This is a genomic window from Pseudomonas sp. A39, from assembly GCF_058145955.1.
Window position 1 is genome coordinate 198,593 of record NZ_JBYVMD010000002.1, and the last position, 17,868, is coordinate 216,460.

General features: G+C 60.5%; 20 protein-coding genes. 15 read left to right on the top strand and 5 right to left on the bottom strand.

Translation table 11 applies throughout. The features are described 5' to 3' along the window. Positions 1–4: 4 nt before the first annotated feature. A complete protein-coding gene (locus tag AC3ZU9_RS02545; RefSeq protein WP_231809406.1) occupies positions 5–553 on the bottom strand; it encodes an NUDIX hydrolase in 549 nt (182 codons plus the stop codon). A gap of 146 nt (positions 554–699) precedes the next feature. Between AC3ZU9_RS02545 and AC3ZU9_RS02550 the strand changes: the two genes are divergently transcribed. The 5 genes from AC3ZU9_RS02550 (at position 700) to purT (ending at position 4,106) form a co-directional block, all read left to right on the top strand. Continuing rightward, positions 700–1,302 (top strand): CoA pyrophosphatase, encoded by a 603-nt coding sequence (locus tag AC3ZU9_RS02550; protein ID WP_015885706.1) that lies wholly within the window; start codon positions 700–702, stop codon positions 1,300–1,302. Between the two features lie 36 nt (positions 1,303–1,338). Beyond that, positions 1,339–1,863, top strand: a complete 525-nt coding sequence (locus AC3ZU9_RS02555) for a gamma carbonic anhydrase family protein (RefSeq protein WP_490090280.1) — start codon at positions 1,339–1,341, stop codon at positions 1,861–1,863. Beyond that, positions 1,860–2,075: a DUF1289 domain-containing protein gene (locus AC3ZU9_RS02560; RefSeq protein WP_046035249.1), complete on the top strand. Its 216-nt coding sequence runs from the start codon at positions 1,860–1,862 to the stop codon at positions 2,073–2,075. Before AC3ZU9_RS02555 ends, AC3ZU9_RS02560 begins: the two co-directional genes overlap by 4 nt. 312 nt (positions 2,076–2,387) lie before the next feature. Next, positions 2,388–2,855, top strand: a complete 468-nt coding sequence (locus tag AC3ZU9_RS02565; protein WP_015885703.1) for a VUT family protein — start codon at positions 2,388–2,390, stop codon at positions 2,853–2,855. Positions 2,856–2,924: 69 nt separating this feature from the next. After that, positions 2,925–4,106 carry a formate-dependent phosphoribosylglycinamide formyltransferase gene (gene purT / locus AC3ZU9_RS02570; RefSeq protein ID WP_490090281.1) on the top strand — a complete coding sequence of 394 codons (1,182 nt, stop codon included), beginning with the start codon at positions 2,925–2,927 and terminating at the stop codon, positions 4,104–4,106. A 129-nt stretch (positions 4,107–4,235) separates the two neighbouring features. Here purT and AC3ZU9_RS02575 read toward each other — a convergent pair whose 3' ends face one another. The 3 genes from AC3ZU9_RS02575 to AC3ZU9_RS02585 all read right to left on the bottom strand — a co-directional run bounded on the left by AC3ZU9_RS02575 (position 4,236) and on the right by AC3ZU9_RS02585 (position 7,959). Next, positions 4,236–5,546 (bottom strand): MFS transporter, encoded by a 1,311-nt coding sequence (locus AC3ZU9_RS02575; RefSeq protein WP_015885702.1) that lies wholly within the window; start codon positions 5,544–5,546, stop codon positions 4,236–4,238. A 349-nt stretch (positions 5,547–5,895) separates the two neighbouring features. Beyond that, positions 5,896–7,134: a transporter associated domain-containing protein gene (locus AC3ZU9_RS02580; RefSeq protein ID WP_015885701.1), complete on the bottom strand. Its 1,239-nt coding sequence runs from the start codon at positions 7,132–7,134 to the stop codon at positions 5,896–5,898. 12 nt (positions 7,135–7,146) lie between these two features. After that, entirely contained in the window at positions 7,147–7,959 is an 813-nt protein-coding gene (locus tag AC3ZU9_RS02585; protein ID WP_015885700.1) for a cytochrome C assembly family protein, read from the bottom strand. A 234-nt stretch (positions 7,960–8,193) separates the two neighbouring features. Here AC3ZU9_RS02585 and ffh point away from each other — a divergent pair, with 234 nt between their 5' ends. The 9 genes from ffh to thrC all read left to right on the top strand — a co-directional run bounded on the left by ffh (position 8,194) and on the right by thrC (position 16,820). After that, complete coding sequence (ffh, locus tag AC3ZU9_RS02590; protein WP_010207982.1) at positions 8,194–9,570, top strand: signal recognition particle protein; 1,377 nt, start codon at positions 8,194–8,196, stop codon at positions 9,568–9,570. 251 nt (positions 9,571–9,821) lie between these two features. Then, positions 9,822–10,073 (top strand): 30S ribosomal protein S16, encoded by a 252-nt coding sequence (rpsP, locus tag AC3ZU9_RS02595; protein WP_003175899.1) that lies wholly within the window; start codon positions 9,822–9,824, stop codon positions 10,071–10,073. 5 nt (positions 10,074–10,078) lie between these two features. Next, complete coding sequence (gene rimM / locus AC3ZU9_RS02600; RefSeq protein ID WP_015885699.1) at positions 10,079–10,615, top strand: ribosome maturation factor RimM; 537 nt, start codon at positions 10,079–10,081, stop codon at positions 10,613–10,615. Beyond that, positions 10,597–11,370: a tRNA (guanosine(37)-N1)-methyltransferase TrmD gene (gene trmD, locus AC3ZU9_RS02605; RefSeq protein WP_173390389.1), complete on the top strand. Its 774-nt coding sequence runs from the start codon at positions 10,597–10,599 to the stop codon at positions 11,368–11,370. The genes rimM and trmD overlap by 19 nt, the downstream gene beginning before the upstream one ends. Positions 11,371–11,415: 45 nt before the next feature. Beyond that, a complete protein-coding gene (gene rplS, locus AC3ZU9_RS02610; protein ID WP_003175895.1) occupies positions 11,416–11,766 on the top strand; it encodes a 50S ribosomal protein L19 in 351 nt (116 codons plus the stop codon). A 373-nt stretch (positions 11,767–12,139) separates the two neighbouring features. Then, positions 12,140–13,036: a site-specific tyrosine recombinase XerD gene (xerD, locus tag AC3ZU9_RS02615; RefSeq protein WP_015885697.1), complete on the top strand. Its 897-nt coding sequence runs from the start codon at positions 12,140–12,142 to the stop codon at positions 13,034–13,036. Positions 13,037–13,177: 141 nt separating this feature from the next. Continuing rightward, positions 13,178–13,909: a thioredoxin fold domain-containing protein gene (locus tag AC3ZU9_RS02620; RefSeq protein WP_015885696.1), complete on the top strand. Its 732-nt coding sequence runs from the start codon at positions 13,178–13,180 to the stop codon at positions 13,907–13,909. Positions 13,910–14,038: 129 nt separating this feature from the next. Then, positions 14,039–15,343 (top strand): homoserine dehydrogenase, encoded by a 1,305-nt coding sequence (locus tag AC3ZU9_RS02625; protein ID WP_025854832.1) that lies wholly within the window; start codon positions 14,039–14,041, stop codon positions 15,341–15,343. Positions 15,344–15,410: 67 nt separating this feature from the next. Further along, positions 15,411–16,820, top strand: coding sequence for a threonine synthase (thrC, locus tag AC3ZU9_RS02630; protein WP_046035251.1), 1,410 nt, complete (start codon positions 15,411–15,413; stop codon positions 16,818–16,820). Positions 16,821–16,907: 87 nt separating this feature from the next. On the opposite strand, the gene AC3ZU9_RS02635 is transcribed toward thrC, so the two are convergent. Further along, on the bottom strand, positions 16,908–17,108 hold the full coding sequence (locus tag AC3ZU9_RS02635) for a hypothetical protein (RefSeq protein ID WP_043205840.1): 201 nt from the start codon (positions 17,106–17,108) through the stop codon (positions 16,908–16,910). A gap of 317 nt (positions 17,109–17,425) precedes the next feature. Here AC3ZU9_RS02635 and AC3ZU9_RS02640 point away from each other — a divergent pair, with 317 nt between their 5' ends. After that, positions 17,426–17,710, top strand: a complete 285-nt coding sequence (locus AC3ZU9_RS02640; RefSeq protein ID WP_043205838.1) for a DUF3509 domain-containing protein — start codon at positions 17,426–17,428, stop codon at positions 17,708–17,710. Positions 17,711–17,868: the final 158 nt, after the last annotated feature.

Genomic DNA, 17,868 nt, shown 5'->3' on the forward strand with positions numbered 1-17,868 from the left:
AGTGTTATTGGGTGGGCTTGCCCATTGGCGGCACGGCCTCGCTGCGCACGGGGAACGACTGTTGCCGACGGTCAGCGAAAAAGTATTCTAGGGTACGGCCCACGGTGCGGAAAGCCAGCTCGGACCAAGGGATGTCGGCTTCGTCGAACAACTGCACTTCAAGGCTTTCGGGGCCGGCGGCATAGTCCAGGTCCACCAGCTCGGCGCGGTAGAAGATATGCACTTGGTTGATGTGCGGCACGTCGATCAGCGTGTAGAGGCTCAGGTTGTGCACACGGGCGCAGGCTTCTTCCAGGGTTTCGCGGGCGGCGGCCTGTTGCACCGTCTCGCCGTTCTCCATAAACCCTGCTGGCAGGGTCCAGTAACCCAGGCGCGGCTCGATGGCGCGGCGGCACAGCAGCACTTTATCGCCCCACACCGGTACGGTGCCGGCGACGATATTGGGGTTCTGGTAGTGGATGGTCGAGCAGTGATCACACACAAAGCGCAGGCGGCCGTCGCCTTCGGGGATGCGTTGGGTAACCGGTTTACCGCACTGGCTGCAGAAATTCATGCTGGGGTTCCTGGAAAGTGCGTCTATCTTGGCGTGACGGGCAGGGCGCTGCAAGTTGTCGTTTAGCGACACTGCGCGGGTTTTGGGGTTGGGCACCCGCACGCTTTGGTGCATGATGCAAGGTAGCCAACAGACCGAGATGACTCATGCTGGACGAGCTACTTCGCCGGGTAAGCAATCACACGCCGCATACGCTGGAAACGGACGGACGTTTCCCCGAGGCCGCTGTATTGGTGCCGATTACCCGCAGTGACGAACCTGAGCTGATCCTGACCCTGCGCGCCAGCGGCCTGTCGACCCATGGTGGCGAAGTGGCCTTCCCCGGCGGGCGCCGCGACCCTGAAGACCCGGACCTGATCTTCACCGCGCTGCGCGAGGCCGAAGAAGAAATTGGCCTGCCGCCTGGGCTGGTCGAAGTGATCGGCCCCCTGAGCCCGTTGATCTCCCTGCATGGCATTCGCGTCACGCCGTATGTGGGCGTTATCCCCGATTACGTCGAATACCTGGCCAACGATGCCGAGATTGCCGCCGTTTTCAGCGTGCCGTTGGACTTCTTCCGACAGGACCCGCGCGAACATACCCATCGGATTGATTACCAGGGCCGCAGTTGGTACGTGCCCAGCTATCGGTTCGGCGAATACAAGATTTGGGGGCTGACGGCAATCATGATCGTCGAGCTGATCAATCTGCTCTATGACGACGCTCAGATCAGCCTGCATCAGCCGCCCAAGAGCTTCATCAATACCTAAGCCATCGCTTGAATGGCAATGCCGTGAGGGAAAACCATGAAATACCGCCTGGGCGACGCCCGTGTCGAGACTCATCCACAGAGCTGGGTGGCACCGAATGCCACACTGGTGGGCAAGGTCAAGCTGGAGGAGGGCGCCAACGTCTGGTTCAACGCGGTGCTGCGTGGCGACAACGAACTGATCCTGATCGGCAAGAACAGTAACGTGCAGGACGGTAGCGTCATGCACACCGACATGGGCTACCCGCTGACCCTGGGCACTGGCGTGACCATTGGTCATAACGCCATGTTGCATGGTTGCACTGTCGACGATTACAGCCTGATCGGCATTAATGCTGTGATCCTCAACGGCGCGAAGATCGGCAAACATTGCATCATCGGCGCCAACTCGCTGATCGGCGAAGGCAAGGAAATCCCGGATGGTTCGCTGGTGATGGGCTCGCCGGGCAAGGTGGTGCGTGAACTGACCGACGCGCAAAAACGCATGCTCGAAGCCAGCGCTGCGCACTACGTGCAAAACTCGCAGCGTTATGCGCGTGACCTGGTTGAGCAGGAAGCATGAACCCCATTGAACGCCCCGTCGCCTCGCCGTGCGTGAGCATTTGCGCGCTGGACGATGACGACATGTGCACCGGCTGCCAGCGTACGGTGGATGAGATCACGCGTTGGAGCCGCATGGACAATGCCGAGCGCCGGGTGGTGTTAGGGTTGTGCCATGAGCGGGCGGTGGCGAGTGGGTTGGTGTTTATGGTTTCCGGGGAATCCGGTGCCTGATTTGTAGTGAGCGGGCTTGCCCCGCGCTGGGTGGCGAAGCCGCCCCAAACCCAGGCACTCAGTTCTAACTGGGAAAACTCAGTGCCTGAAATGGGGCGGCTTCGCCACCCAGCGCGGGGCAAGCCCGCTCACCACAAGAAGCCCGCTCACCACAAGAAGCCTGCTCACCACAAGAAGCCCGCTCACCACAAGAAGCCTGCTCACCACAAGAAGCCCGCTCACCACAGCAAGCCCGTTCACCACAAGAGGTCCGCTCGCTACAAGGGTTGCTGTGAAGTACCCTGTGCGGCATCACCCACAGGTCCGTCCTCCATGCTCTTCCTGATCGCCTACATCAGCAGCGTCGTGCTGATCAACTTCGCCTTCTCCACCGCCCCGCACCTGGACGTCATCTGGTCCGCCTGGGGTGGCCTGGTCTTTATCTTGCGCGACATGGTGCAAACCCGCTTCGGCCACGGTGCAATCATTGCCATGCTGGCGGCGCTGGTGCTGTCGTATGTCACGTCCGACCCGGCCATTGCCCTGGCCAGCGCCACGGCGTTCGCAGTGTCCGAGTGCATCGACTGGCTGGTGTTCAGTATCACCAAGCGCCCGCTGCACGATCGCCTGTGGATAAGTTCAGCACTGAGCATTCCCCTCGACACGTTTATCTTCTTCGGCCTGATCGGCGCGCTCACCCCGGCCGTGGCGGGCACCGCGCTGGTATCGAAATTCGCCGGGGTCACGGTGGTGTGGCTGATCATGGCTTGGCGAATCCGCAAGCGGGCCGTCGCCAACTGAGGCCAATTTTTACAGTTCATGTAAAATGCCCGCCTTTCTCCCCATGATCCGCTCCCCTGAGGACCTGAGATGACCCGAATCGGAACTCCATTGTCGCCAACCGCGACCCGCGTTTTGCTGTGTGGCTGCGGTGAGCTGGGCAAGGAAGTGGTAATCGAACTGCAACGCCTGGGCGTTGAAGTGATTGCCGTGGATCGCTACGCCAACGCGCCGGCCATGCAGGTGGCGCACCGTAGCCACGTGATCAACATGCTCGACGGCGCCGCCCTGCGTGCGGTGATCGAGGCGGAAAAACCGCACTTCATCGTGCCGGAAATCGAAGCCATCGCCACCGCCACCCTGGTGGAACTGGAAGCTGAAGGCTTCACCGTGATCCCGACCGCGCGTGCTACCTCGCTGACCATGAACCGCGAAGGCATCCGCCGCCTGGCCGCCGAAGAGCTGGACCTGCCGACCTCGCCGTACCACTTCGCCGATACCTTCGAAGACTACAGCCAGGCCGTCCAGGACCTGGGCTTCCCGTGCGTGGTCAAGCCGGTGATGAGTTCGTCGGGCAAGGGCCAGAGCCTGCTGCGCAGCACAGACGATGTGCAGAAAGCCTGGGACTACGCTCAGGAGGGCGGTCGTGCCGGTAAAGGGCGTGTGATCATCGAAGGCTTTATCGACTTCGACTACGAAATCACCCTGCTGACCGTGCGTCACATCGGTGGCACCACCTTCTGCGCGCCAGTCGGTCACCGTCAGGAGAAGGGCGACTACCAGGAATCCTGGCAGCCGCAGGCCATGAGCCCGATTGCCCTGGCCGAGTCCGAGCGCGTTGCCAAAGCGGTGACCGAGGCCCTGGGCGGTCGTGGCCTGTTTGGCGTGGAGCTGTTCATCAAGGGTGATCAGGTGTGGTTCAGTGAAGTGTCGCCGCGCCCGCATGACACCGGCCTGGTGACCCTGATTTCCCAAGACCTGTCGCAGTTCGCCTTGCACGCTCGCGCCATCCTGGGCCTGCCGATCCCGTTGATCCGTCAGTTCGGGCCTTCGGCTTCGGCGGTGATTCTGGTGGAAGGGCAGTCGACCCAGACCGCGTTCGCCAACTTGGGCGCCGCGTTGAGCGAGCCGGACACGGCGTTGCGCCTGTTTGGCAAGCCGGAAGTGAATGGCCAGCGTCGCATGGGTGTGGCGCTGGCGCGGGATGAGTCGATTGAAGCGGCTCGGGCGAAGGCTACTCGTGCTTCCAAGGCTGTTGTCGTAGAGCTTTAAACCGCGTCGCGCCCATCGCGGGCAAGCCCGGCTCCCACACTTGAATGAGTTCACAAGTCAAAATGTGTGAACCCGATCAAATGTGGGAGCGGGCTTGTCGGGTCGCCGCATCGCTGCGAAGGCGGTCTATCAGGCAACCTTGTTCAGGTCATTATCCCGCGTCTCTTTCAGGCACAGCACAGCAATCAAGCTGAGCAACGCCGCCGCCGACACATACCCGCCGACATAACTCAGCCCACCCATCGCCACCAGCTTGGTCGCGAAGAACGGTGCCGCTGAAGCCCCCACGATCCCACCCAGGTTATACGCCGCCGACGCGCCGGTATAACGCACACGCGTGGGGAACAATTCCGGCAGCATGGCGCCCATGGGCGCAAAGGTCACGCCCATCAGGAACAGCTCCAAGGCCAGGAACAGCGCCACCGCCCAGGTCGAACCGTGGGTCAGTAATGGCTCCATGGTAAAGCCCGACAGGATCGCCAGGATCGCACCGACGATCAGCACAGGCCTGCGCCCGTAACGGTCACTGGCCAAGGCCGCCAGCGGCGTGGCCAGGCCCATGAACAGCACGGCAAAGCACAACAAGCCAAGGAAGGTCTCGCGGCTATAGCCCAAGGTCGAAACGCCGTAGCTCAGTGAAAACGCGGTGGTGATGTAGAACAACGCATAACACACCACCATCGACGCGGCGCCCAGCAATACGGGCAGCCAATGCTGGCTGAACAGTTCCACCAACGGCACTTTTACCGGCGCTTCTTTGGCGACGGCATTGGCGAAGACTGGCGTTTCATGCAGCTTCAAGCGCGCATACAGGCCCACCATCACCAACGCAGCGCTGAGGATGAACGGGATGCGCCAGCCCCAGCTGCGGAACTGCTCGTCGTTCAGGCTCATCGCCAGGATCAGGAACAAGCCATTGGCCGCCAGGAAGCCAATCGAAGGGCCCAGTTGCGGGAACATCCCGAACCAGGCGCGCTTGCCTTTGGGCGCATTCTCGGTCGCCAGCAGTGCCGCGCCGCCCCATTCCCCACCGAGCCCCAAGCCCTGGCCAAACCGCAGTATGCATAACAGGATCGGCGCCCAGGCCCCGATGCTGTCATAACCCGGCAGCAAGCCTATCAGCGTGGTACACACCCCCATCAGCAGCAGCGAAGCCACCAGCGTCGATTTACGCCCGATGCGATCACCGAAGTGGCCGAACAGCGCCGAGCCCAATGGGCGGGCGATGAAGGCGATACCGAAGGTCAGGAACGACGCCAGCATCTGCGCGGTGCCGGAGGTCTGCGGGAAGAACACCGGGCCGATCACCAGCGCAGCTGCCGTGGCGTAGATATAGAAATCGTAGAACTCGATGGCGGTGCCGACGATGCTCGCCGTGGCGACCCGTGCAGTCGAGTTGGTCGGGGCGGCGGTCGCGGCCTCGTTGTAGGTGGTGCTCATGGCGATATCCCTGACGGTCATTGCGCGTTTGGACGCGGATTATTATTGGTCGAACACCCATGGATCAGGGGTTGCGCGGGGTGGCTCGGGATGGGAGCGAACACCGGTCAGACAGGATGAAGCGGTGCCTGGACGCGTTGGGTGCGGGTAGCACGCGGTCGGGCGGGGCTTGGATAAGCCGCAGGGATTATAGGAAGGGGTTTGAACAGACAACAAGTCAAAATGTGGGGAGCAGTGAGACGATTCGGCTTGCCCCCGATAGCCGAGTATCAGTCACCTGATGCAGTGACTGACACTCGGCCATCGGGGGCAAGCCCCCTCCCACATTTGATTGTGTTTTGTCTGGAAACTAAGCGGCGACGGGCATTTTGCTGGTGTGCCAGATCAGCACCTTGCTCACCCGGTTGTCTTCGGTCTCGAGGATTTCCAGGCGGTAGCGGCCGATTTTCAGGCACACCGCGCAGTCCGGGATGGTCTCCAGGGCTTCGGTGACCAGGCCGTTGAGGGTCTTGGGGCCATCACTGGGCAGGTGCCAGTTCAGGCTCTTGTTCAGTTCGCGGATCGAGGCGGCGCCGTCGATGATATAGCGGCCATCCGGTTGCGCTTCGATATGCGGGTTGTCTGCACTCTGCTCGCTTTCGAATTCGCCGACGATTTCTTCGAGGATATCTTCCAGGGTGACAATGCCCAGCACTTCGCCGTACTCGTCCACCACCATGCCCAGGCGTCGCTGTTGCTTGTGGAAATTCAGCAATTGCAGTTGCAGGGGCGTGCTTTCGGGGACGAAGTAGGGTTCGTGGCAAGCCGCCAGCAACGCTTCTTTGGTCAGGCTGGCGTCAGGCAGCAGGTGCTGGATCTGCCGCGTGTTGAGTACGGCCTGGACTTGGTTGATATCACTGTGGAACACCGGCAGGCGGGTGCGCTCGGAGGTGCGCAGTTGCTCGATGATCTCTTCGACCGAGTCATCCAGGTTGATGCCGTCCACTTCGCTGCGGGGCACCAGGATGTCGTTGACCGTGATGTTGTCCAGGGCGTGGATGCCTGGCATGCCGGGGGTACGGTTTTCGTCGGCCTCCGGTTCCGGTTCATCGTCGTGGTCGGGCTGCGGTTCGTCGCTCTTTTTCACCACGCCGGATGTGCGTGCGAACGGGCGCAGCAGCAACAGGCTGATGCCATTGAGCAGCCAGGCCAGGGGGTAGAGGATTTTCAGCGGGACGCCCAGCAGCGTATTGCCAAAGCCCAGCACCGCTTGAGGGTGGCGAGTGGCCAGAGTGCGCGGCAAGTAGTCGGCGAGGATCAGCAGCAGGGCACAGGAGATCAGCCAGCCGAGCCACGGGCCATTCTGCGCCCAGGCGTAGATCGCCAGCAGCGTGCAGAGGATCACCACCGCCGCGCGGCACAGGCTGTTGCACAGGATCAGGCTATGGCGCGGGAAGTTCAGGCGAGCGGCGGCCTTGTCACCCTGGCGCGTTCCGGGGCGCAGGGCCAGCAGGTGTTGTTGCGCGGCCTCGATGGCGGTAAACAGTGCCGCCCATAACAGCAGCAAGGCAATTACCGCGAGCATCGGCCCCAGGGGCAAGTTGTCCATTTTTGCTGCCCGTCAGATATGCAGGATGTATTCGCGAACCAGCTTGCTGCCGAAATAGGCCAGCATCAGCAGGCAGAAACCGGCCAGCGTCCAGCGGATCGCCTTGTGCCCGCGCCAGCCGAGGCGGTTGCGCCCCCACAGCAAGACGCTGAACACCACCCAGGCCAGGCACGCCAGCAGGGTTTTGTGCACAAGGTGCTGGGCGAACAGGTTTTCGACAAACAGCCAGCCGGAGATCAGCGACAGCGACAGCAGCGTCCAGCCGGCCCACAGGAAGCCGAACAGCAGGCTCTCCATGGTTTGCAACGGCGGGAAGTTCTTGATCAGCCCGGAGGGGTGCTTGTGCTTGAGCTGGTGGTCCTGCAACAGCAGGAGCAGGGCCTGGAACACCGCGATGGTGAACATGCCGTAGGCCAGGATCGACAGCAGGATGTGCGCGAGGATGCCCGGTTCTTCATCAATCACCTGCACCGTGCCGGTGGGCGCGAATTGCGCCAGCAGCACCGTCAGCACGCCCAGCGGGAATAACAGCACCAGCAGGTTCTCGACGGGAATCCGATAGCAGGCCATCAGGGTCAGTGCGATGACGGCGGCGGCAATCAGGCTGGCGGCGCTGAAAAAATCCAGGCCCAGGCCGACGGGCGTCATCAGGTGGGTAAACAAACTGGCAGCGTGAGCCAGCAGGGCGAGGACGCCAAGGCCCACCAGCAGGCGTTTGTCCGCCTTGGTGCCTTGGGCCAGACGAGTGCCCTGATAGAAAGTCGCAGCGGCATACAAAATGGCGGCGGCGAGGCTGGGTAGCAAACTGGGTGACAAAGGGAGCATAAATCCTGTTAAGCAGGCCCGAAAGGCGCTGAGTTTGGCATACCCCTGCGTAACACGAAAGACTCCCGGACCAGACAGCGGGTGTGCATGGGCGCAGTCTTCGCTATAATCCGCGACCTGCCCACGCCGCAGGCTCGCCGAGCGCTGTTTTTAATAGCGATTTACCGCAGCCTGGGCCGCCATTACCTCGGTCTACCAATGCATTTCGATGAATAGGGCCTGAAAGGATCGCGCATGTTTGAAAACTTGACTGACCGTCTCTCGCAGACGCTGCGCCACGTAACCGGCAAGGCCAAGCTGACCGAGGACAATATTAAAGACACCCTGCGCGAAGTGCGTATGGCGTTGCTGGAAGCCGACGTCGCCTTGCCGGTGGTAAAGGACTTCGTCAACTCGGTCAAAGAGCGCGCAGTGGGCACCGAAGTGTCCCGCAGCCTGACCCCGGGCCAGGCGTTTGTGAAGATCGTCCAGGCCGAACTCGAAAGCCTGATGGGCGCGGCCAACGAAGACTTGAACCTCAGCGCCGTGCCACCGGCCGTCGTGCTGATGGCGGGTCTGCAGGGTGCGGGTAAGACCACCACCGCCGGCAAGCTGGCGCGCTTCCTTAAAGAGCGCAAGAAAAAGTCCGTGATGGTGGTGTCGGCCGACGTCTACCGTCCGGCGGCCATCAAGCAGTTGGAAATGCTCGCGGGCGAAGTGGGCGTGACCTTCTTCCCGTCCGACCTGAGCCAGAAGCCGGTCGACATCGCCAACGCCGCTATTAAAGAAGCCAAGCTCAAGTTCATCGACGTGGTCATCGTCGATACCGCCGGTCGCCTGCACATCGACGAAGAGATGATGGGCGAGATCAAGGCGCTGCATGCCGCGATCAACCCGGTCGAGACGCTGTTCGTGGTCGACGCCATGACCGGCCAGGATGCGGCCAACACCGCCAAGGCCTTCGGCGACGCACTGCCACTGACCGGCGTGATCCTGACCAAGGTCGACGGCGATGCCCGTGGCGGTGCCGCACTGTCGGTGCGTGCCATCACCGGCAAGCCGATCAAGTTCATCGGTATGGGCGAGAAGAGCGACGCGCTCGAGCCGTTCCACCCGGAGCGTATCGCCTCGCGCATCCTCGGCATGGGCGACGTGCTCAGCCTGATCGAACAGGCCGAAGCGACCCTCGACAAGGACAAGGCCGATAAGCTGGCCAAGAAGCTGAAGAAGGGCAAGGGCTTCGACCTCGAAGACTTCCGCGACCAGCTGCAACAAATGAAGAACATGGGCGGCCTCGGCGGCTTGATGGACAAACTGCCGAACATCGGCGGTGTGAACCTGGCGCAAATGGGCAATGCCCAAGGCGCGGCAGAGAAGCAGTTCAAGCAGATGGAAGCCATCATCAACTCCATGACCCCGGCCGAGCGCCGCGACCCTGAGCTGATCAGCGGTTCGCGCAAACGTCGGATCGCCATGGGTTCCGGTACGCAAGTGCAGGACATCGGTCGCTTGATCAAGCAGCACAAGCAGATGCAGAAGATGATGAAGAAGTTCTCCGCAAAAGGCGGAATGGCCAAGATGATGCGCGGCATGGGCGGTATGTTGCCCGGCGGTGGCATGCCTAAAATGTAAAGTATTCGAGCGGGAGCCCAGCTCCTGCTCCGACCCACAGGGATGTGGGATCTCCAGCAAACCCGCCGTTGGCGGGCGCTGACTCGCCGTTTTAACCGACGGCTCTATAGCAGATCTGAATGGCACGCTGATAGGCGCCAGAAAAAGACATTTGCAAAAGTCCGGATATTCCTTAGAATATGCGGCCTTTCGGGCACCTATGCCCGCTGTGCATTTAGATTTGCAGCACCGACTACAGGAACGATGTTCACATGCTAACAATCCGTCTTGCCCTTGGCGGCTCCAAAAAGCGCCCGTTTTACCACTTGACCGTAACCGACAGCCGCAACCCGCGCGACGGTTCGCACAAGGAACAGGTTGGTTTCTTCAACCCTGTTGCTCGTGGTCAAGAAGTTCGTCTGTCCGTGAACCAAGAGCGCGTAGCCTACTGGCTGAGCGTGGGTGCACAGCCATCCGAGCGCGTTGCAAAACTGTTGAAGGACTCGGCTAAGGCCGCAGCCTGAGCAATATGAACGCGACGCCAGCTGTTGCTGATGATTTGATCGTTATCGGCAAGATTTACTCTGTTCATGGCGTTCGCGGCGAAGTGAAGGTGTATTCCTTTACTGATCCGACTGAAAACCTGTTGCAGTACAAGACCTGGACGCTCAAGCGCGAAGGTAGTGTGAAACAGGTCGAGCTGGTCAGTGGACGCGGGAGCGATAAGTTCCTGGTCGCAAAGCTCAAGGGTCTTGATGACCGTGAAGAAGCTCGTCTTCTGGCCGGTTATGAGATCTGCGTGCCGCGCAACCTGTTCCCTGAATTGACCGACGGCGAGTACTACTGGTACCAGCTGGAAGGTCTGAAGGTTATTGATCAACTCGGGCAATTGTTCGGGAAAATCGATCATCTTCTGGAAACCGGCGCCAATGATGTAATGGTGGTCAAGCCTTGCGCTGGCAGCCTGGATGATCGCGAACGCCTGTTGCCTTATACGAAGCAATGCGTGTTGGCTGTCGACCTGGAAGCAGGCGAGATGAAGGTGGAATGGGACGCGGACTTCTAAGCGTGGCTAATTTGCGCATTGAAGTGATCAGTTTGTTTCCCGAGATGTTCTCCGCCATCAGCGAGTACGGCATCACCAGTCGGGCGGTGAAACAGGGGCTGTTGCAGCTTACCTGTTGGAACCCGCGAGACTACACGACGGATCGACATCACACTGTGGACGATCGCCCATTTGGCGGTGGCCCGGGCATGGTGATGAAGATCAAGCCCCTGGAAGACGCGTTGGCTCAGGCCAAGGCCGCCGCCGGGGAGAAGGCGAAGGTAATTTACCTGTCCCCTCAAGGCCGCCAGCTGAAACAGGCTGGGGTGCGCGAACTGGCGAATGAGGAAGCACTGATCCTGATTGCCGGTCGCTATGAAGGCATTGACGAGCGCTTTATTGAGGCTCATGTCGATGAAGAGTGGTCGATTGGGGACTATGTCCTGTCTGGCGGTGAGCTGCCGGCGATGGTCCTGATAGATGCGGTTACACGACTGCTGCCTGGAGCTTTAGGGCATGCGGACTCCGCGGAGGAAGATTCCTTCACGGATGGTTTGCTGGATTGCCCGCACTACACCCGTCCGGAGGTGTATGCGGATCAGCGTGTTCCCGACGTATTGCTAAGTGGCAATCACGCACACATCCGGCGTTGGCGTTTACAGCAGTCCCTTGGTCGGACCTATGAACGACGCGCCGATCTTCTGGAAAGCCGCTCGCTTTCTGGAGAAGAGAAGAAGCTGCTCGAGGAATACATCCTCGCGCGGGACGATAGTTAACAACGTATCGATGGTAGGTCCATTGACTTACCTTAGGAGCACAGCATGACTAACAAAATCATCCTTGCACTCGAAGCAGAGCAGATGACCAAAGAGATCCCTACCTTTGCCCCGGGCGACACTATTGTCGTTCAGGTGAAAGTGAAGGAAGGCGACCGTTCGCGTCTGCAAGCGTTCGAAGGCGTGGTAATCGCCAAGCGTAACCGTGGTGTGAACAGTGCTTTCACTGTTCGTAAAATCTCCAACGGTGTTGGCGTAGAGCGTACTTTCCAGACCTACAGCCCGCAAATCGACAGCATGGCCGTCAAGCGTCGCGGTGACGTACGTAAAGCCAAGCTGTACTACCTGCGTGACCTGTCCGGTAAAGCAGCTCGCATCAAGGAAAAACTGGCTTAAGTCCAGCTTCCCGATGCAGAAAAAAGCAGCCTACGGGCTGCTTTTTTGTGCCTGAAATTTGTTAACGGGTCGCCGCTAACACAGCCTGGATGGCTACACATCTTTGTAGTGAGCGGGCTTGCCCCGCGCTGGGCTGCGAAGCGGCCCCAAACCAGGCGAATTGGCTCTATCTGGAGCGCAGCAGTGCTTTTATTGGGGCTGCTTCGCAGCCCAGCGCGGGGCAAGCCCGCTCACTACAGTGTTGTGTATCTACCTACGGCTATCGCAGGCTGTGTTGCCTGCCCCCATGTTGTGACCGACGATGATCCACTGTGGGAGCGGGCTTGCCTGCGATAGGATCTGACAGACGCCACATAATTTTGCCTGAGCCCCCATGCCCGCCATTGACCACCCCCTGATCGACCGCTTCCTCGACGCCCTCTGGCTGGAAAAAGGCCTGTCGGACAACACTCGCCAGGCTTATCGCAGCGACCTGGCGCTGTTCAATGGCTGGTTGCAGGAGAAAAACCTCGAACTGATCAACGCCGGCCGCGAGCTGATCCTCGATCACCTGGCCTGGCGCCTGGAGCAGAACTACAAGCCACGCTCCACGGCGCGATTCCTCTCGGGTGTGCGTGGGTTTTATCGCTATCTGCTGCGAGAAAAACTGATCGCCCTCGACCCCACCCTGCAAGTCGAGATGCCGCAACTCGGTAGGCCATTGCCCAAGTCCCTGTCGGAAGCCGACGTGGATGCCTTGCTCGCCGCCCCTGACCTGAGCGAAGCCATCGGCCAGCGTGACCGCGCCATGCTCGAAGTGTTGTATGCCTGCGGGCTGCGGGTGACCGAGCTGATCAGCCTGACCCTGGAGCAAGTGAACCTGCGCCAGGGCGTGCTGCGAGTAATGGGCAAGGGCAGCAAGGAGCGGCTGGTGCCGATGGGTGAGGAGGCGATTGTGTGGGTGGAGCGCTATATGCGCGATGCGCGTGGCGAACTGCTGGGCGGGCGCCCCAGTGATGTGCTGTTCCCCAGCTTGCGCGGCGAGCAGATGACCCGCCAGACCTTCTGGCATCGCATCAAGCACCAGGCCAAGGTCGCCGGGATCGGCAAGGCCCTGTCGCCCCATACCCTGCGACATGCATTCGCCACCCATTTGCTCAACCACGGCGCCGATTTGCGGGTGGTGCAAATGCTCCTCGGGCACAGCGACTTATCCACAACCCAGATCTACACCCACGTGGCGCGCGCGCGCTTGCAGGATATGCACGCCAAGCACCACCCGCGGGGGTGAAAACCGCCATTTTATCCCGCCACGGGCTGCCCTGCGGCCCAACTGTGGTAGGCTTTGCCGGTTAGCAAAGGGGACGGCCCACACCCGGGTTTCATATCGGCGTACCTGCACCCGTCCTTGCATCTGCCTTCAGGAGTTCCCATGCGCTTGACCCAGATTATTGCCGCCGCAGCCATTGCGTTGGTTTCCACCTTTGTTGTCGCCGATGACGCGGCCGAGCAGACCATTCGCAAGAGCCTGGCCAACTTGGAGCTCGACACGCCGATCGAAAGCATCAGCGCCAGCCCGATGGCCGGCCTGTACGAAGTCAAGCTCAAGGGCAGCCGCGTGCTGTACGCCAGTGCCGACGGCCAGTACATCGTGCAGGGCTACCTGTTCCAGTTGAAGGACGGCAAGCCGGTCAACCTGACCGAGAAGGCCGAGCGCCTGGGCGTGTCCAAGCTGATCAACGGCATCCCGGTGGCTGAAACCGTGGTGTACCCGGCCATCGGCGAGACCAAGACGCACATCACCGTGTTCACCGACACCACCTGCCCGTACTGCCACAAGCTTCACGCCGAAGTGCCTGCGCTGAACAAGCTGGGCGTGGAAGTACGCTATGTAGCGTTCCCGCGCCAGGGCCTGGGTTCGCCGGGTGACGAGCAGTTGCAAGCCGTATGGTGCTCAGCCGACAAGAAGGCGGCCATGGACAAGATGGTCGACGGCAAGGAAATCAAGGCGGCCAAATGCGCCAACCCGGTTTCCAAGCAGTTCGCCCTGGGCCAGTCCATTGGCGTGAACGGTACACCGGCCATCGTTTTGGCTGACGGCCAGGTGATTCCGGGCTACCAGCCGGCACCACAAGTTGCCAAACTGGCGCTGAGTGCCAAATAAACCAGCATCGTCGAACCTTTGACGATCATGGCCCGTGGCTAAGTCGACGGGCCATTAATTGAAAGCCGCAGTTGTGCGGCTGTTTTCCACGGCCGACCTAGCGTCGGCCGTTTCATGGGGAGTTCTTCAGTGAAACCGGTCAAAGTAGGCATCTGTGGGTTAGGGACCGTCGGTGGCGGCACCTTCAACGTACTTCAGCGTAATGCTGAAGAAATTTCCCGTCGCGCAGGCCGCGGGATTGAAGTGGCGCAAATTGCCACGCGTTCGCCAAAGCCTCAGTTCCAAACGACCGGTATTGCGATTACCAACGATGTCTTCGCCGTTGCCACCAACCCTGAAATCGATATCGTCATCGAGCTGGTCGGTGGCTACACCGTGGCCCGCGAGCTGGTGCTCAAGGCCATCGAGAACGGCAAGCACGTGGTCACCGCCAACAAGGCGCTGATCGCCGTGCACGGTAACGAGATCTTCGCCAAGGCGCGCGAGAAGGGCGTGATCGTGGCGTTCGAAGCCGCCGTGGCCGGTGGCATCCCGGTGATCAAGGCGATCCGTGAAGGCCTGTCCGCCAACCGTATCAACTGGGTCGCCGGCATCATCAACGGCACCGGTAACTTCATCCTCACCGAAATGCGCGAGAAGGGCCGTACCTTCGAAGACGTGCTGGCCGAAGCCCAGGCCCTGGGTTATGCCGAAGCCGACCCGACGTTTGACGTGGAAGGCATCGACGCGGCGCACAAACTGACCATCCTGGCGTCCATTGCCTTTGGTATCCCGCTGCAGTTCGACAAGGCCTACACCGAGGGCATCACCAAGCTGACCACCGCCGACGTGAACTACGCCGAAGCCTTGGGTTATCGCATCAAGCACCTGGGCGTGGCGCGCAGCACACCGGCCGGTATCGAGTTGCGTGTACACCCGACGCTGATCCCGGCCGACCGCCTGATCGCCAACGTCAATGGCGTGATGAACGCGGTGATGGTCAACGGTGATGCCGCGGGTTCGACGCTGTTCTACGGCGCCGGTGCCGGCATGGAGCCGACCGCTTCGTCGGTGATCGCCGACCTGGTGGACGTGGTCCGCGCCATGACCAGCGACCCGGAAAACCGCGTGCCGCACCTGGCCTTCCAGCCGGATTCGCTGTCGGCCCACCCGATCCTGCCGATCGAAGCCTGCGAAAGCGCCTACTACCTGCGCATCCAGGCCCAAGACCATCCGGGCGTGTTGGCCCAGGTCGCCAGCATCCTGTCGGAGCGCGGCATCAACATCGAGTCGATCATGCAGAAGGAAGTCGAGGAGCAAAACGGCCAGGTGCCGATGATCCTGCTGACTCACCGCGTGCTCGAACAGCACATCAACGATGCTATCGCCGCGCTGGAAGCCCTGCAGGGCGTCGTCGGGCCGGTGGTGCGGATTCGCGTCGAACACCTGAACTAATGGTTTTGCTGCAAGGGCCCCGCAGGTTCGGCGGCCCTTGTTCAAGAATGCTCTAGAGGAGCCAGTCATGCGTTATATCAGCACCCGCGGCCAGGCACCGGCCCTGAATTTCGAAGATGTCTTGCTGGCAGGCCTTGCCACTGACGGCGGCCTGTATGTGCCGGAAAACCTGCCACGCTTCACCCAGGAAGAAATCGCTTCGTGGGCCGGCCTGCCGTACCACGAGCTGGCCTTCCGGGTGATGCGCCCGTTCGTCACCGGCAGCATTCCCGATGCGGACTTTAAAAAGATTCTGGAAGAGACCTACGGCGTGTTTTCCCACAGCGCCATCGCGCCTCTGCGCCAGCTGAATGGCAACGAGTGGGTGCTTGAACTGTTCCACGGTCCGACCCTGGCGTTCAAGGACTTCGCCCTGCAACTGCTCGGTCGTTTGCTGGATTATGTGCTGGAGAAGCGCGGTGAGCGCGTGGTGATCATTGGCGCCACCTCCGGTGACACCGGTTCGGCCGCCATCGAAGGCTGCAAGCACTGCGAAAACGTCGACATCTTCATCCTGCACCCGCACAAGCGCGTGTCGGAAGTGCAGCGTCGCCAGATGACCACCATTTTTGGCGAGAACATCCACAACATCGCCATCGAAGGCAACTTCGATGACTGCCAGGAAATGGTCAAGAACAGCTTCGCCGACCAGAGCTTCCTGAAAGGCACGCGCCTGGTGGCGGTGAACTCGATCAACTGGGCGCGGATCATGGCCCAGATCGTCTACTACTTCCACGCCTCCCTGCAGTTGGGCGGGCCGGCGCGTTCGGTGTCGTTCTCGGTGCCAACCGGCAACTTCGGCGACATCTTCGCCGGTTACCTGGCGCGCAACATGGGCCTGCCGATCAACCAGTTGATCGTCGCCACCAACCGCAATGACATCCTGCACCGCTTCATGAGCGGCAACCAGTACGTCAAGGAAACCCTGCACGCGACCCTGTCACCGTCGATGGACATCATGGTTTCTTCGAACTTTGAGCGCCTGCTGTTCGACATGCACGGTCGCAACGGCGCGGCGATTGCCGGCTTGATGGACACCTTCAAGAGCGGTGGCGGTTTCAGCGTTGACGAAGAGCGCTGGACCGAAACCCGCAAGCTGTTCGACTCGCTGGCCGTGGACGACGCACAGACCTGCGAAACCATCGCTGAAGTCTACGCCCAGACCGGCGAGCTGCTCGACCCGCACACCGCCATCGGTGTGAAGGCCGCGCGCGAATGCCGTCGCAGCCTGGACATCCCGATGGTGATACTCGGCACCGCGCACCCGGTGAAATTCCCGGAAGCGGTGGAGAAGGCCGGGGTTGGCAAGGCACTGGAATTGCCGGTGCACCTGGCAAACCTGTTCGAGCGTGAAGAGCGTTGCACCGTATTGGCCAATGACCTGAAGGCTGTGCAGGCGTTTGTGAGCCAGCACGGCAACCGGGGTAAGCCGCTGTAACGCACACCGCGTAGACAAAAACGCCGCTTTCCCTTCCTTGGGTCAGCGGCGTTTTTTGTTTTGGCAGGCCCCACTTGGCGCAAGCGACTAGGTGAGCAGTTTCTGCACGATGGCCAATACGGTGCTGAACGCTGTAAACATGGCCATGACGACCCCTAAGGGATACCAGAAATTCTCACGGGTTATCTTGTGTGTCTCAGCAGTGAGTTTGCGTTGCTCCGCATAAATGCGTGATATGTCGGCGTGAATCTTCTCTAACGCAGCTTGCTCTTTATCGTGTTCCAGCATCGTCTTTATCCTTCGCAATCAACAAGGGCCTTCTGACCTGCGCGTTATCTGCGTGGCGGAGCCACCGGCGCTCACCGAGTATAGGATTCACCTCTGGTCCGAGCCTTCGGCAAACCTCAAAACGGCCCACCATTGCGTAAGCACTTGTGTGCGGCCGTTTTTTGGTTGTCATGTTGCAAGCGCATGCTGGAATCCGTCACCCCCTGACGGCCCCATAAAGACGATAAAGCGAACTTTCCTACGTCACAAACAGTCACTTAGGATAGATGCAGCTCCCGTTGAAACGATTGTTCCCGAACTATTGAGTGGTGATCGAGATGGAAAGTATCAGCCTATTGCTCGAAGAAGCACTGAGCCCTTATCAGGTTACGCTGACCACCTCTGGTGTGCAGGGCGAGTGCCTGGTGACGGTGAAGAATCCTGCTGGCGCTATCGTGGTCGAGCGTGAAGTCGATCGTGCGCAACTGATGGACAAGCGCGTGCTGGTGGATGTGGTGGATTGCCTGTTGCGCGACCTCAAGATTGCCGAAGGGCGCCTGGAACCGTCGGTCATTGCAGCCTTGCGCAACGCTGCCCAGACGCGCAGCCCCGCCGTCGCATGAAGAATTGTTTAACTATGGAAACTTCCTACAACGTGGCCGGTCAGATTTCGTAACAGCAAGAGCAAACATTGTGCTCCGGTGTTTGTGCCTTGTTGTGCGGGTCTTTGTAGGCCACGTTTAACCCCGAGGTGTCTCCCCACCCTTCGGGGTTTCTTTTT

Excerpts from the sequence above, each read along its gene's own strand:
- AC3ZU9_RS02545 (WP_231809406.1), bottom strand. The coding sequence starts at position 553 with ATGAATTTCTGCAGCCAGTGCGGTAAACCGGTTACCCAACGCATCCCC.
- AC3ZU9_RS02550 (WP_015885706.1), top strand. The coding sequence starts at position 700 with ATGCTGGACGAGCTACTTCGCCGGGTAAGCAATCACACGCCGCATACG.
- AC3ZU9_RS02555 (WP_490090280.1), top strand. The coding sequence starts at position 1,339 with ATGAAATACCGCCTGGGCGACGCCCGTGTCGAGACTCATCCACAGAGC.
- AC3ZU9_RS02560 (WP_046035249.1), top strand. The coding sequence starts at position 1,860 with ATGAACCCCATTGAACGCCCCGTCGCCTCGCCGTGCGTGAGCATTTGC.
- AC3ZU9_RS02565 (WP_015885703.1), top strand. The coding sequence starts at position 2,388 with ATGCTCTTCCTGATCGCCTACATCAGCAGCGTCGTGCTGATCAACTTC.
- purT (WP_490090281.1), top strand. The coding sequence starts at position 2,925 with ATGACCCGAATCGGAACTCCATTGTCGCCAACCGCGACCCGCGTTTTG.
- AC3ZU9_RS02575 (WP_015885702.1), bottom strand. The coding sequence starts at position 5,546 with ATGAGCACCACCTACAACGAGGCCGCGACCGCCGCCCCGACCAACTCG.
- AC3ZU9_RS02580 (WP_015885701.1), bottom strand. The coding sequence starts at position 7,134 with ATGGACAACTTGCCCCTGGGGCCGATGCTCGCGGTAATTGCCTTGCTG.
- AC3ZU9_RS02585 (WP_015885700.1), bottom strand. The coding sequence starts at position 7,959 with ATGCTCCCTTTGTCACCCAGTTTGCTACCCAGCCTCGCCGCCGCCATT.
- ffh (WP_010207982.1), top strand. The coding sequence starts at position 8,194 with ATGTTTGAAAACTTGACTGACCGTCTCTCGCAGACGCTGCGCCACGTA.
- rpsP (WP_003175899.1), top strand. The coding sequence starts at position 9,822 with ATGCTAACAATCCGTCTTGCCCTTGGCGGCTCCAAAAAGCGCCCGTTT.
- rimM (WP_015885699.1), top strand. The coding sequence starts at position 10,079 with ATGAACGCGACGCCAGCTGTTGCTGATGATTTGATCGTTATCGGCAAG.
- trmD (WP_173390389.1), top strand. The coding sequence starts at position 10,597 with ATGGGACGCGGACTTCTAAGCGTGGCTAATTTGCGCATTGAAGTGATC.
- rplS (WP_003175895.1), top strand. The coding sequence starts at position 11,416 with ATGACTAACAAAATCATCCTTGCACTCGAAGCAGAGCAGATGACCAAA.
- xerD (WP_015885697.1), top strand. The coding sequence starts at position 12,140 with ATGCCCGCCATTGACCACCCCCTGATCGACCGCTTCCTCGACGCCCTC.
- AC3ZU9_RS02620 (WP_015885696.1), top strand. The coding sequence starts at position 13,178 with ATGCGCTTGACCCAGATTATTGCCGCCGCAGCCATTGCGTTGGTTTCC.
- thrC (WP_046035251.1), top strand. The coding sequence starts at position 15,411 with ATGCGTTATATCAGCACCCGCGGCCAGGCACCGGCCCTGAATTTCGAA.
- AC3ZU9_RS02635 (WP_043205840.1), bottom strand. The coding sequence starts at position 17,108 with ATGCTGGAACACGATAAAGAGCAAGCTGCGTTAGAGAAGATTCACGCC.
- AC3ZU9_RS02640 (WP_043205838.1), top strand. The coding sequence starts at position 17,426 with ATGGAAAGTATCAGCCTATTGCTCGAAGAAGCACTGAGCCCTTATCAG.